General features: G+C 61.3%; 12 protein-coding genes. 9 read left to right on the top strand and 3 right to left on the bottom strand.

Translation table 11 applies throughout. The features are described from left to right. Positions 1-59: 59 nt before the first annotated feature. From NXC24_RS09915 to glp, 5 genes are read left to right on the top strand one after another with little or no spacing between them, the layout of a single operon-like run. Positions 60-1952 (top strand): peptidylprolyl isomerase, encoded by a 1893-nt coding sequence (locus tag NXC24_RS09915; protein WP_104823118.1) that lies wholly within the window; start codon positions 60-62, stop codon positions 1950-1952. 25 nt (positions 1953-1977) lie between these two features. Continuing rightward, positions 1978-2994: an anthranilate phosphoribosyltransferase gene (gene trpD, locus NXC24_RS09920; RefSeq protein WP_104823119.1), complete on the top strand. Its 1017-nt coding sequence runs from the start codon at positions 1978-1980 to the stop codon at positions 2992-2994. Positions 2995-3006: 12 nt separating this feature from the next. Beyond that, positions 3007-3822, top strand: a complete 816-nt coding sequence (trpC, locus tag NXC24_RS09925; RefSeq protein WP_104823120.1) for an indole-3-glycerol phosphate synthase TrpC — start codon at positions 3007-3009, stop codon at positions 3820-3822. Position 3823: 1 nt separating this feature from the next. After that, complete coding sequence (moaC, locus tag NXC24_RS09930; protein ID WP_104823121.1) at positions 3824-4318, top strand: cyclic pyranopterin monophosphate synthase MoaC; 495 nt, start codon at positions 3824-3826, stop codon at positions 4316-4318. Between the two features lie 2 nt (positions 4319-4320). Then, positions 4321-5547: a gephyrin-like molybdotransferase Glp gene (gene glp, locus NXC24_RS09935; RefSeq protein ID WP_104823122.1), complete on the top strand. Its 1227-nt coding sequence runs from the start codon at positions 4321-4323 to the stop codon at positions 5545-5547. Positions 5548-5614: 67 nt separating this feature from the next. Here glp and gnd read toward each other — a convergent pair whose 3' ends face one another. Further along, positions 5615-6640, bottom strand: coding sequence for a phosphogluconate dehydrogenase (NAD(+)-dependent, decarboxylating) (gene gnd, locus NXC24_RS09940; RefSeq protein WP_104823123.1), 1026 nt, complete (start codon positions 6638-6640; stop codon positions 5615-5617). Between the two features lie 385 nt (positions 6641-7025). Between gnd and tehA the strand changes: the two genes are divergently transcribed. Beyond that, positions 7026-8027, top strand: coding sequence for a dicarboxylate transporter/tellurite-resistance protein TehA (gene tehA / locus NXC24_RS09945; protein ID WP_104823124.1), 1002 nt, complete (start codon positions 7026-7028; stop codon positions 8025-8027). Positions 8028-8063: 36 nt separating this feature from the next. Continuing rightward, positions 8064-8435, top strand: coding sequence for a VOC family protein (locus NXC24_RS09950; protein WP_104823125.1), 372 nt, complete (start codon positions 8064-8066; stop codon positions 8433-8435). A gap of 47 nt (positions 8436-8482) precedes the next feature. On the opposite strand, the gene NXC24_RS09955 is transcribed toward NXC24_RS09950, so the two are convergent. Further along, positions 8483-9616: a citrate synthase gene (locus NXC24_RS09955; protein ID WP_104823126.1), complete on the bottom strand. Its 1134-nt coding sequence runs from the start codon at positions 9614-9616 to the stop codon at positions 8483-8485. 84 nt (positions 9617-9700) lie between these two features. On the opposite strand from NXC24_RS09955, the gene NXC24_RS09960 reads away from it, so the two are divergent. Next, positions 9701-10789, top strand: coding sequence for a citrate synthase/methylcitrate synthase (locus NXC24_RS09960; protein WP_104823127.1), 1089 nt, complete (start codon positions 9701-9703; stop codon positions 10787-10789). Between the two features lie 29 nt (positions 10790-10818). Here the strand turns inward: NXC24_RS09960 and NXC24_RS09965 are convergent, their stop codons facing one another. Beyond that, entirely contained in the window at positions 10819-11694 is an 876-nt protein-coding gene (locus NXC24_RS09965; RefSeq protein WP_199773549.1) for a LysR family transcriptional regulator, read from the bottom strand. A gap of 509 nt (positions 11695-12203) precedes the next feature. Here NXC24_RS09965 and NXC24_RS09970 point away from each other — a divergent pair. Next, the gene (locus NXC24_RS09970) at positions 12204-14105 is read left to right on the top strand and encodes an adenylate/guanylate cyclase domain-containing protein (RefSeq protein ID WP_199773550.1); all 1902 of its coding nucleotides are present in this window, start codon (positions 12204-12206) and stop codon (positions 14103-14105) included. The last annotated feature ends 5 nt before the right edge of the window (positions 14106-14110 follow it).

Consider the following 14110-nt stretch of genomic DNA (forward strand, 5'->3'; position numbering starts at 1 on the left):
GAACTCCGATTGCTTCGCCTGCGGGCGAAGACTGTATTGATGACGAGGTTTGCCTTCCGATGTTCGACGTGTTGAGAAAAATCGCCCAGACCTGGGTTGCCAAGGGCTTGATGCTTATTTTGGCGGCGGCCTTCGGCATATGGGGGGTTGAGCGTTCGCTCATCAGCGGCGGCGGAAGCAATACCGTCGTGACGGTCGGCGATCAGCAGATTGGTACCAATGAATTCCGCCTCGCCTATCGTCGCCAGATCCAGGCCATCAGCCAGCAACTGCGCATGCAGATCACGCCGGAGCAGGCGCGCGCCTTCGGCATCGGACAGCAAACGGTCGCCCAGCTCGTTGCCGGCGCTTCGCTTGACCAGCTTGCCGCCGATATGAACCTTGGCCTGTCGCAGGATCGCCTCGCCCAGCTTATCGGCGACGATCCCGCCTTCAAGGCGCTGAACGGCAGCTTCGACCGGCAGAAATTCGAGAGCTTGCTGCGCAACAGCAGCATCAATCCCGACGACTACATCAAGGAGCGCAGTAAGGTTGCGATCCGTAGTCAGATCGTAGAAGCGGTCTCCAACGGCTTTACTGCGCCGAAGGTTCTCGTCGATGCCGTCAAGCAATATCATGACGAAAACCGCAGCATCGATTATCTGCTGTTGACCAACGCCAATATCGACCCGATCAAGGCGCCCGCCGAAGACGTGCTGCAGAAATGGTTCGATGGCGTCAAGCCGAAGTACCGCGCGCCCGAATACCGCAAGTTCGCCTATGTGACGCTGCAGGCCGAAGATGTTGCCAATCCCGCGAGCGTGACCGACGATGCGGTTCGCGCCGAGTTCGAGAAGCGCAAGGATAGCTTCACGACGCCGGCAACGCGCACGATCGAGCAGCTCACTTTCGCCAACAAGGACCTCGCCAACGCTGCCGCCGACGCGCTGAAGACGGGCTCGACATTTGACCAGTTGGTCACCGATCAAGGCAAGAAGCCCGCCGACGTGCTGCTCGGCACCTTCACCAAGGATCAGGTTCCGGATCAGACAATCGCCCAGGCTGCCTTTGCCGTTATCAAGGAAGGCGGCACCACGCCTGTCATCGACGGTTCATTCGGCCCGGTGATCCTGCGCGTAACCAATGTCAAGGCGGAGACGGCGAAGAGCTTCGACGAGGTCAAGGAAGACATCCGCAAGCAGATTGCGCTCAACAATGCCGCCGATGAAATCACCAGCGCTCACGACAAGTTCGAAGACTTGCGCGGCTCGGGTGCGTCGCTGCAGGAAGCCGCACAGCAAATGAAACTGAAGCTGGTGACCGTTGATTCGGTCGATGCCACCGGCCTCGACTCAAGCGGCAACGAGATCAAGGACCTGCCTGCCAAGCAGCAATTGCTGGCCGAAGTCTTCAAGGCGGACCAGGGCGGCAATGCTGCACCTCTGACCATCGGCAACAATGGTTACGTCTGGTACGATGTGCTGAACATCACGGCTGATCACGATCGCCCGCTTTCCGAGGTGCATGACAAGGCCGTTGCCGACTGGACTGCCGAGCAGCAGAAGGTTGCGCTCGCCGCCAAGGCAACCGAGCTGAAGCAGGAAGCGCAGAAGGGCAAATCGCTTGCCGACATCGCTGCGCCGCTTGGCATCGCCGTCGAAAACAAGTCTGGTGTGACCCGCACGACGGATGATCCCGTTCTCGGTCGTGGTGGCGTTGCGGCCTCGTTCTCTGGTCCGGCCGACACGGTCGCCAACGCGGTCGGCGCAGACGACACGACGCAGATCCTCTTGAAGGTCACCGAGGTCAACGACAATCCGACGACGGATGCGCTGAACAATGCCGATCAGCAGGCAGCTCAGATTGCCAATGCCGCCGGCGACGACATTCTTGACCAGATGGTCAGCGACCTGCAATCCAAATACAGCGTCACGGTCAACCAGAGCCTCGCCGAACAGGCGATGTCTCGCTAGGCCCGGTCGGGAGGATCGATAGCCGATGGCTGAATTGAAACCTTTCCTCGCCAAGGTCGCCAACCGCGAGGTGCTGACACGGGATGAGGCCCGTCAGGCATTCGAGATCCTGATGTCGGGCGAAGCCACGCCCTCGCAGATCGGCGCTTTCCTGATGGCGCTGCGCGTGCGCGGCGAGACGGTCGATGAAATCGTCGGCGCCGTCACAACGATGCGCGCCAAGATGCTGCCGGTGGAAGCACCTGCGGATGCGATGGATATCGTGGGTACCGGCGGTGACGGTGTTGGCACCTATAATATCTCCACGCTCGCCGCCCTGATCGTGGCCGGTGCTGGTGTGCCGGTCGCCAAGCATGGCAATCGCGCCCAAAGCTCCAAGGCTGGCACGGCCGACACGCAGTCCGTGCTCGGCATCAAGCTCGATGTCGGCCCCGAGACGATCGCTCGCTGCATTCGCGAAGCCGGAATCGGCTTCATGTTCGCGCAACTGCATCATTCCTCAATGCGCCATGTCGGCCCTTCGCGCGTCGAGCTCGGAACGCGCACGATCTTCAATCTGCTAGGGCCGCTGTCCAACCCGGCCGGCGCACGCCGCCAACTGCTCGGCGTCTTCGCGCCGCAATGGGTCGTGCCCCTTGCCGAGGTGCTGAAGGATCTGAATGCGGAAAGCGTCTGGGTCGTGTACGGCAACGGTATCGACGAGATCACCACCACCGGCCCGACGAATGTCGCCGCGCTTGAAGACGGCAAGATCCGCACCTTCGAGCTGACGCCTGCCGATTTCGGCCTGCCGCATGCCTCGCTGGCAGACCTCAAGGGCGGCGACGGCGTCTTCAATGCGGCAGCGCTGCGCGACGTGCTCAGCGGTGCGAAGAACGCTTATCGCGATATTTCGCTCGCCAATGCCGCGGCATCCCTCGTGATTGCGGGCAAGGCGGAAACGCTTCATGATGGCATGAGGCTCGCGGCTCAGTCGCTCGACAGCGGCGCGACCGCCGCCGCGCTGGAAAAGCTGATCGCCGTCTCCAACGCCGAAGAATAGGATTAGGACGTCATGACCGATATCCTCCAGAAGATCGAAGCCTACAAGCGCGAGGAGATCGCCGCCGCGAAGGCCAAGGTCTCGCTTGCCGATCTCAAGGCGATGCAGGCCGGCCAGTCCGCGCCGCGCGGCTTCCATAAGGCATTGGTCGCCAAGAAGGATGTCAGCGCCTTCGGCCTGATCGCCGAGATCAAGAAGGCAAGCCCGTCCAAGGGGCTCATTCGCCCCGATTTCGATCCGCCCGCCCTTGCCAAGGCCTATGAGTTGGGCGGCGCTGCCTGCCTCTCTGTGCTGACGGACAGCCCAAGCTTCCAAGGCGCACCGGAATTCCTGACCGCCGCCCGTGCCGCCTGCTCTTTGCCGGCATTGCGCAAGGATTTCATGTTCGAAACCTATCAGGTGCATGAGGCTCGCGCCTGGGGTGCCGATTGCATTCTCTTGATCATGGCCTCGCTTTCCGACAGCGATGCCGAGCGCCTCCAGGACGAAGCCTTCGGCCTCGGCATGGATGTACTGGTCGAGGTGCACGACGCCGAAGAAATGGAGCGGGCATTGAAGCTGTCTTCGCCGCTCGTCGGCATCAACAATCGCAATCTGCGCACCTTCGAGGTCAGCCTGACGGTCAGCGAAACCCTGTCCACCATGGTTCCCGAAGGCCGGCTGCTGGTCGGCGAAAGCGGTATTTTCACCCATGCCGACTGCAAGCGTCTCGAAGCCGTGGGCATCACCACCTTCCTCGTCGGCGAAAGCCTGATGCGCAAGGACGACGTGGCGTCCGCGACGCGCCTGCTGCTTACCGGCGAAACCGGCGTTCTGGCGGCAGAGTGAAATGAGCACGGAGAAAGCCGGCCTGACCCATATCGGCGCCTCCGGCGAGGCGCATATGGTCGATGTCGGCGACAAGGCCGAAACGGTTCGCATCGCCACCGCTGAAGGCCATGTGAAAATGAAGCCGGAGACGCTGGCGCTGATCCGCGAAGGCAATGCCAAGAAAGGCGATGTCATAGGCACGGCCAGGCTTGCCGGCATCATGGCCGCCAAGCAGACCGCCAATCTCATCCCGCTCTGCCATCCGCTGATGCTGACCAAGGTCACGGTCGATATCACCGAAGATGCTGCCCTGCCCGGCCTGCGCGTGACTGCTACCGCAAAGCTCACCGGCCGCACGGGCGTCGAGATGGAGGCGCTGACGGCAGTTTCCGTTGCCTGCCTGACGATCTACGATATGGCCAAGGCCGTGGACCGGACGATGGAAATCGGCGGTATCAGGCTCTTGGAGAAGTCCGGCGGCAAATCCGGCGACTTCCGTCATCCAGGGGCCTGAAGATGAGTCTTTTACCCGTTGTCGACGCCCAAGAACGTCTGCTGAATAGCGCAACGCCGCTCCATCGCGTCGAAAGCGTTGAACTCGACATGGCGGAAGGCCGGGTTCTCGCCAAGGATCTGGCTGCACGCCTCACGCAGCCGCCCTTCGATGCCTCGGCGATGGATGGCTATGCGCTGCGTTTCGAGGATGCCGCCGAACCGGGAGCGGAATTGACCGTGATCGGTGCTTCCGCCGCCGGTCACGCTTTCGAGGGTGTGGTCGGCAAGGGCGAAGCGGTCCGTATCTTCACCGGTGCGCTAGTTCCGGCCGGAGCCGATACTGTGTTGTTGCAGGAGGACGCGCTACGGCTGGAAGACGGCCGCATCCGCACCACCTATCCCCTGCGTAAGGGGCAGCATATCCGCCCGCGCGGCCAGGACTTTGCCGAAGGTGAAGTCGTGCTCGCGAAAGACACGGTGATGGATTTTTCGCGACTGACGGTTGCCGCCGCCATGAACCATCCGGCACTCGATGTGTATCGGCGTCCATTGGTGGCGATCCTTGCGACAGGCGACGAGCTGGTGACGCCGGGCAGCGAGCCCGGTCCCTCACAGATCATCGCATCAAATACATTCGGCATTGCCGCTCTCGCCCGCAACGCCGGCGCTCATGTGCTCGATCTTGGCATTGTCCCGGACGACAAGGCGGAAATCACCGCCGCGATTGGCCGCGCGCAGGTGGCGAAGGCCGATGTCATCGTCACGCTCGGCGGGGCCTCGGTCGGTGATCATGATCTGGTGCAGGCCACCATGGTCGAGGTCGGCATGCAGCTTGATTTCTGGCGCATCGCCATGCGTCCCGGCAAGCCGCTGATGGTCGGCAGCCTCGGCGAAACCCACGTCCTTGGGCTGCCAGGCAATCCGGTTTCCAGCCTCGTCTGCGGCCTCTTGTTCCTGGAGCCGCTGATCCGCAAGCTCGCTTTATTGCCGCCCGTGAAGCGTGAAGCCATGGCGCGGACCACCGTAACGCTCGCCGCCAACGATCAGCGCCAGGACTATATCCGGGCAACGCTGACGAAATCCGCGGATGGCGGCTGGCTGGTCGAGCCTTTTTCCAAGCAGGATTCCTCGATGATGAAGGTCTTTTCCCGCTCGGATTGCCTCATTATCCGCCCGCCGCGCACGCCCGAGCTTGTGGCCGGCTCTCCCTGCCCGGTTCTGTTGCTGCGTCCGGAGCTGATGAGCTAAGCCGGATATGAAAATGCCGGGCAGTTTGACCCGCCCGGCGCGAATGTCTTCCAATCGAAAGGGAAAATTACTTCGCCGGCTTCTCGTGATGGCCGCCGAAGCCTGCGCGCATAGCAGACAGCACCTTGTTGGCGTAATCGTCATTACCGCGCGAGGCGAAACGGCCGTAGAGAGCGGCGCTTAGCACCGGCGTCGGTACGCCTTCGTCGATCGCAGCCGAAATGGTCCAGCGGCCCTCGCCCGAATCCGAAACGCGGCCGGCATATTGCGACAAGGCCGCGTCGCCATGTAGTGCGTCGGCGGTGAGGTCGAGCAGCCAGGAGGTGATCACGCTGCCGCGGCGCCAGACCTCGCTGATTTCGGCGATGTCGAGGTTGTACTGATAATATTGCGGATGCGACAACGGCGCGGTTTCGGCGTCGGCTTCGGTGGTCTGCAGGCCGACATTGGCATGACGCAGCACATTGAAACCTTCGGCGTAAGCGGCCATCAGGCCGTATTCGATGCCGTTATGAACCATCTTGACGAAGTGGCCGGCACCCGACGGACCGCAATGCAGGTAGCCCTGCTCGGCGGTGCTGACGCTTGAGGCCGCTTCGGAGCGCATTTTCGACGGAGCGACATCGCCGACGCCGGGTGCGAGCGTCGCGAAGATCGGCGACAGGTGTTGCACCGTCGCCTTTTCGCCGCCGATCATCAGGCAATAGCCGCGCTGCAGGCCGAAAACGCCGCCGCTGGTGCCGACGTCGACATAGTGAATGCCTTTCGGCTTCAGCTCTTCGGCGCGGCGGATGTCGTCGTGGTAATAGGAGTTGCCGCCGTCGATGACGATATCGCCGTCTTCAAGCAGCGGAACGATCTTGGCCAGCTCCTTGTCGACGATCGCAGCCGGCAGCATCAGCCAGACGGCGCGAGGACGGGAGAGCTTCGATACGAAATCTTCGAGCGACGTGCTGCCGGTGGCGCCGAGCTTCTCAAGCTCCGTGATGCTTTCCGGACGCGCGTCGAAAACGACGGCGCTGTGGCCGCCCTTCATCAGGCGCTGCACCATGTTGCTGCCCATACGGCCAAGGCCAATCATTCCGATTTGCATGTGTCGGTCTCCTGGGAAGTTTAATCGGTTTGAAAACTCCATAAAGACATTTCGCAATCTTTGCCAATGAACAAATGACGGGCGAGCCATGCAGGCGTGCAGGATTGGGCGGAAAACGCCGCGTTCACGCATCTGTGATATTGCCCGTCGCTATCCCTTGCTTTCGCGGTGCAATAAGCCAGAATATCTGCACCATTTTGATAGCCCGATTTCGCTTCGCTGGCTTGAACAGAAACGTCTAATTCAACAAAACTATCACAATTCGTTGTCGTAAGCTGCGTAGGCGAAATTCGATGCGAAATGGGGTAAGTTTCGTGATCGATCCGGTTTTCTTCAGAGCTCGTCTACGAAGGCGTTTAACGTTACGTCCGTCAACGGAGGCACCATGGCCATTCCCTTAAAACTGCCGCTCGTTCCGGCTGCATTCTTTGGCATGGTGCTCGGCCTTTCCGGTCTTGCCAACGCTTGGCGTGTGGCGGCGCGGGTCTGGCAATTGCCGGCGGCAATTGGTGAGACGATCACCTTCGTCTCGATAGCCGTCTGGGCAGTGCTGATCGTGCTTTACGTGCTGAAATGGGCGGTGGCCCGTGAAGAGGCGTCGAGGGAAGTGGTCCATCCCGTGCAATGCTGCTTCATCGGCCTCGTCGGGGTCGCCACCATGCTGGTCGCCGGTGGCTTGCTGCCCTATTCCCGCGTTGGCGCCGAATCTCTGTTTATCCTCGGCGCCTTATATACGCTTGCCTTCTCGGTCTGGCGCACCGGCGGTCTCTGGCAGGGCGGGCGCGACGTCACCACCACGACCGCCGTGCTTTATCTGCCAAGCGTGGCCGGAAGTTTCGTGACTGCGAGCGTCGCAGCCGCCCTCGGCTTTCCCGATTGGGGTCAGCTCTTCTTCGGCGCCGGATTTTTCGCCTGGCTGGCGATCGAATCCGCGCTGCTGCACCGTCTTCTGACAGCGCCGGCATTATCATCGCCGCTACGCCCGACGCTCGGCGTTCAACTTGCACCGCCGGCCGTCGGCGCGATTGCCTATATCAGCGTCACACAGGGAGCGCCTGACCTTATCGTGCATGCCATGATCGGCTATGGCATCCTGCAGGCCTTGATCATGCTGCGCCTCCTACCGTGGATCACGAAGGAGGCCTTTAGCCCCGCCTATTGGGCCTTCACCTTCGGTGCGACGGCGCTGGCGACTGCACCCTTGCGCCTGATCGAGCGCGGCGACATTGGCCCCGTCGCACAACTTGCGCCGATCCTGTTCATCGCCGCCAATATCGCCGTGGGATTGATTGCGTTCGCGACGATCTGGCTGATTGCCAACCGCAAACTGACCATCGGCTGGGTCGAGCTGTCGCGTCAGGACACCGGCGCTCTCGGACAGCGTTGACCGGCCGAGGCCTGCCGGAGAGTTTCAGGAGTGAATATGCTGGATCACGTTACAATTGGAGTTAGCGATGTGGAACGGTCGAAGGCCTTCTACGATGCGGCTTTGCTCCCGCTCGGGATCGAACGTCTATATGGCGAGGGTGCGATTTTTGCCGGATACGGGATCAGGCCGAGAGCCTTCTTCTGGATAGGACATCGCGACACGCCGCAAACTGGCGTTCATGTCGCCTTTGCCGCTGAAAGCAGAGCAATTGTTGATCAGTTTTATGAGGCGGCGCTGGCAGCCGGCGGGCTGGACAATGGACCGCCAGGCATCCGATCCCACTACCACCCAGACTACTACGGTGCGTTTGTTCTCGATCCAGACGGACACAACATCGAGGCTGTCTGCCGCTCGGCGGTGGGCTAAATCTGTCCGCAGATTGATTTCGGGGATCTGGCAGAGGCACCTGCCGGTCACTCCACCGGCGGACCGACGTAACGGGCGCGTGGCCGGATGAGATGACCGCTCGCGGATTGCTCCATGGCGTGCGCCAACCATCCGACAGTGCGGGCAAGCGCGAAGATGATCAGCGGCGCGTCCTGCGGCAGACAGCAGGCGGATGTCATCGCCGTCAGGGCAAAATCGACATTGACGGGTTCGCCGATCAATTCTTCCGCCGCCTTGCGCACCTTCGCGAACAAAGGCGGCAGCGTAAAGCAGGCAAGCAGCGCCCGGGCGCGCGCATCGCCGTCGGGATAGAGCGGGTGGCCGACCGCCGCCAGCGACCTCCCCTCGGCAAGATAGCTACGGACCGCCTCCTCAGCGCCGATTGAAGCAGCAAGGTCCATCAGCGAGCGCACGCTTTGCCACGCGCCGCCATGCAGCGGCCCGGTCAGTGTTGACAGGCCGGAAAGTGCCGCGGCCGATAGTGTCGCACCAGCAGAGGCGGTGATCCGCGCTGTGAAGGTCGAGGCATTGAGTTCGTGGTCGGCTAAGAGCACGAGAGAACGGCGAATGAGTTCGCCCGCATCAGGCTGGTTCCATGCTTCAGCAAGGCGCAGATGCAGTGGCACATGGGATAGGCCCGGTGCCAGCGCATCGGCAACCGTACCGAATACGCTTTCCGCTTCATTTCGCAGCGCCGGGAGCGAGCGCCCGAGCGACGGCAGGTCGGTTGAGGCGCGCTCGGCCAACGCCGAAAAGACCGCCGCTAGGGCGGATGACTCGTAATTGCCACCTTGCCCCTCCAGCCGCAAGGGCCGTTTCATGTCCCACAGGAGACAGGCCACTTCCTCCAAGGTCGCGTATTCGGCGAGCTTCGCCGCATCCTGCCCGCGATAGAACAGCCGGCCATGCGAAATTGTCGACAAGGCCGAAGGCAGCACAGGATCACCCCACTGGATGGCATCGGCTGCAACGGCCTCGGTCTTTCGCCGTCCCGCGTGGCGCGCCGCCAGCCGCTTGACGTCATCGGCGAAATAAAGGCTTCGCCGCGTGTCGGTTGGATCGGGTTTCGCACGGATGCGGCCACGGCTGACATTCGCGTAAAGCGTCTGTGATTTGGTGCCCAGGAGGTTCAGCGCCTGCTCTGCCGTCAGCCAGCTCATGGTTCCTCATATTGATCAATTGCATCAAGATTGACGTCAATGAAAATAGGACTGATCTAAGTGGGTAGTCAAAGGAGAAAAATGATGAAAAGTGGTCTCGAAGATATCATTGCTGCCGAAACCAAGTTGTCCGATGTGGACGGTGCTGCCGGCCGCCTGATCATCCGCGGTGTGTCGCTGGACGACTTGGTCGCGACCAGCCGCTTCGAGGATGTCGCCGCGCTACTGCTAGAGGGCTTGTTCGAGGAACATGTCGATGCCGCAAGCATCAGGGCGCAATTGGGCGCCGCGCGCGTGGAACTGTTCGCACATGTGAAAGCGGCTGATGCGGTCTTGCTGGCTCTGCCGCCGGTGGAAGCCATGCGGGCGCTGCTGGCTCGCATCGGAGACGGCGATGATTTTGCCGCGGTCATCCGCCTGATGGCGGCGCCAGCGGTCTTCCTGCCTGCCGTGCTGCGCCTTCAAAACGGCAATCGGCCGGTCAGGCCGGATGCCTCCCTATCTCAATCCGCCGACATCCTGCGCATGCTGACGGGCAAGCGCCCGACGCCACAGCAGACCGCCGGCCTCGATGCCTATCTGGTCACGATCTCCGATCATGGATTGAATGCTTCCACCTTCGCCTCTCGCGTCATCGCCTCGACCCATGCCGGCCTGACCTCCTCGGTATTGGCTGCGATCAGCGCTCTCAAGGGACCGCTGCATGGCGGTGCTCCCGGCCCGGTGCTCGATATGCTGGATGCGGTCGGTGAGCCCGCTAATGCCCGCGCATGGCTGTCGCAGGCGCTTGACCACGGAGAACGGCTGATGGGCTTCGGTCACCGCATATACCGCGTCCGCGATCCCCGCGCCGATGCACTGAAGACGGCGCTGCGGCCGATCTTTGCGAGCGGTCAGGCCGATGCTGGCCGCATCGCGCTCGCCGAGGCGATCGAAGCCGCGGCTCTGGCTCTGTTGAAGGAGCGCAAGCCCGACCGTCCGCTGGAAACCAATGTCGAATATTATACCGCCCTGCTGCTCGATGCTCTCGGTTTCCCGCGTAACGCTTTCACCGGCGTCTTTGCGATCGGCAGGACGGTGGGTTGGATCGCCCATGCGCGCGAGCAGATGCTCGATGGCCGCCTGATCCGTCCGCAATCGCGCTATGTCGGGCCTTTGCCGAAGGCTGCATAGTATTTGGCGGCTGGCGAGCCGAATGATCCTCAAGCGGCCGCCATCTGTCGCGGCCGCATCAACCCTTCGCGGATATGGCGGGCAAGTTCGGTTGCCGGCGGTGTCGCTCCGCTTTTAGACAAATGGAGGTTGATGGAAAAGACCGGCAGGTCCGGCAGACCATCGCCTGCGCCGAGAATATCGAGGTCGGCGGGAACGGTAGAGGCAAGCCAGGCGGTGATCGCAAGATCGGTGCGCACAGTGGCCGTCGTCGCTTCGATATTGCCGTTCTCGAACACGGTGCGCCAGCGTCGCCCGTCGTCTCGGAGCGCCGCGAATACCGACGGTCGGAAGGCGCAGGTATCGGCCACCATCGAAATCGGCAGCGGATTCTTCCGATGGGCGCCGCCCGCTTTTGCACCCACCCAAACCAGCCGGTCGATCGCCAGGCATTCGCCCTTGGACGTGCCGAGCGGCTCTTCGATGACGCCGAGATCGATCACGCCATTGTCGAGCGCCTGCATCAACTCGGGCGATGAGCCACAGACCAGAGAAATCTCTACCTGCGGATGACGTTCCGCATAGGACCTTAGAACCGGCGCCAGAACCGTTCCGACGAGATCATGGGGCACGCCGAGCCGCACGCTGCCTTCTACGGTGGTTTCCGCCATGTCGGCCCAGATATCATCATTGAGGATCAGGAGCCGGCGGGCATTGCCGAGCATCCGCTCTCCCGCATCCGTCAATCGCAGTCCGCGATTTTCCCGCTCGAAGAGAGCACAGCCCAGCATCTCCTCCAGTCGCTTGATCTGCTGGCTGACAGCGCCTTGCGTCATGTGCAGCATTTTGGCGGCAACTGTCATGCTGCTGTGATCGGCAACGGCGGCGAAAGTCCTGATAAGGGCGATATCGAAGTTTCTGGCCATGTCCGCATCATAAACGCTAATGCATCTGGCCTTCAACATTCGTTTTTCTGATGGCTGCCATGCACCTATGTCTCTACTGGAAATGGAGACCAGCCCGCGTGACCATTGAAGCCTTGCTATTCTGATTCTCTTTACGCTCGTCTCGACTGTCACGCCAGGCACCGCCGCGACGCTTCCCAAAGTTCTTGGCGCGTTCTCAATTTTTCGTCGCCTGCCTCCCTGTGATTTTCATCATTCCCATGGGGCACGGATAAAACCAAAAATGGCGAATATACCGCCAAATATGTGGGATTTTGCGTAGTTCGGGCTAGCGAAAATGGTGAAACTATAGCCCTTACCACAAAGGGACTAACCACAAAGACCGCTCGCTTCTTGGTGTGGAATGGTGCTATCTGCGCGCCCTAAATGTTTTCCAACTGCCACGGTGCAATATGGAACGCTACGCACGACATTGTGACAATATCGGCGTAAACTGCAGCCTTAGACCACGGGATGAATTCGGGGGGCACTTGGAGCGCCGACTGACTGCCATTCTTGCTGTGGACATCGTGGGCTACAGCCGCTTAATGGGGATGGACGAGGCCGGCACGCTGGCAGCGGTCAGGCAGCATCGTGCCGAAGTTCTGGACCCCAGGATCACCGAACATAAGGGGCGCATCGTCAAGCACACCGGCGATGGCATGCTGGTCGAATTTTCGAGCGTAGTGAATGCAGTCGCCTGCGCCGCCGAAATTCAGCGCGATATGCTGACGCGAAACGAAAACGCGCAGCAGGAGCGCCGCATCGAGCTGCGTATCGGCATCAACCTCGGCGACGTCATTGTCGAGGATGGCGACATCTTTGGCGAAGGCGTCAATCTGGCGGCCCGCCTAGAAGCCATTGCCGAGCCGGGTGGCATCGCCGTCTCCGCTTCGGTGCGCGATCATGTCGGCTCTCGCCTTGGCGTTTCCTTCGAAGATCGTGGCGAGCATTCCCTGAAGAACATCGCCCATAGCGTTCGCGTCTACACCGTTTCTCTCAGCGCGCCGACGACGTCATCGGTCATCGCTCTGCCGAGGCGGGATGGCCGCAAACGGCTGGTGGCGGTGCTGCCTTTCGTCAACATGAGCGACGATCAGGAGCAGGAATATTTCTCCGACGGGATTACCGAGGATCTGATCACCGATCTCTCGCAGATTTCGGACCTCAATGTCGTCGCCCGCAACACCGTCTTCACCTACAAGGGCAAGTCGGTGAAGGTGAAGCAGATAGCGCAGGAACTAGGCGCCGATTTCGTGTTGCAGGGCAGCGTCCGCAAGGCCGCCCAGCGCGTACGTATCACCGGCCAGCTTATCGACGCCCGCAACGGCGCGCATCTCTGGGCCGGCCGTTTCGATCGCGACCTGACCGATATTTTCACCATTCAGGACGAGATTACTCATGCGATCGTCGACCAACTGAAGATCAAGCTCCAGCCGGAGGAGAAGAAGGCGATCGAAAGCGAACCGACCGCCAACATCGAAGCCTATACCTACTATCTTCGGGGGCGGCAGTTCTCGCATGCCTGGACGCGGTCATACCTGCTGCTGGCGCGGCGTATGTTCCTGAAGGCCGTCGAGCTCGATCCGGATTACGCCCGCGCCTATGCCGGCATAGCCGATTGCGACTCGGCGCTGAGGGACTGGAGCCCGCGCGAGTTTCCGCTGGAAAACATCATGGCGATGAGCGCCAAGGCGCTGGAACTCGATCCCAATCTGGCCGAGGCCTATGCTTCGCATGGCCTGGCTTTGCATCAAAGCGGCCAGAACGAGGAAGCGACGGCCGCCTTCGCTCGGGCCATGGCGCTGCAGCCGAACCTTTACGAAGCGAATTTCCACTACGGCCGCTTCCTGTTCATGCAGGGCCGGTTCGAGGAGGCCGTGCATTATTTTGAGCGCGCGGCAACGATCCGCACCGATGACTATCTGTCGCCCGTGCATCTCATCAGTGCCTTCCGCTCGCTCGGAAAGACGGAGGACCTGGAGCATTGGGCAAGGATTGGCGTCGAGCGTGCGGAACGAGCGCTCGATCTCAATCCGGAAAACTCAGGCCCCGCCCACCGCGGCGCTATCGCCCTCGCCCATCTTGGCGAGGCCGGGCGAGCCCGGGAATGGGCTGCGCGTGCGCTCACGATCGATCCGGACGACGTTTGCACCCAATATAATGTTGCCTGCGCCTATGCCGTACTTGGGGATCGCGAAGCAGCGCTGGACCTGCTCGAAAGATTGCTGCCGATGAGCTCTGCCTATCAGGTGCTCTGGTTCAGCAATGATTCTGATCTGGATTCGCTGCGTGACTCGCCGCGGTTCCACAAAATGTTCGAGAGGTTCAATGTGGGGCATGCCCCGGCGGAGGAGCACAGAGTATCCAGCGAAGACGAAGCTCTTTGCTAGAGCTG

This window comes from Rhizobium sp. NXC24, from assembly GCF_002944315.1.
GTDB lineage: Bacteria > Pseudomonadota > Alphaproteobacteria > Rhizobiales > Rhizobiaceae > Rhizobium.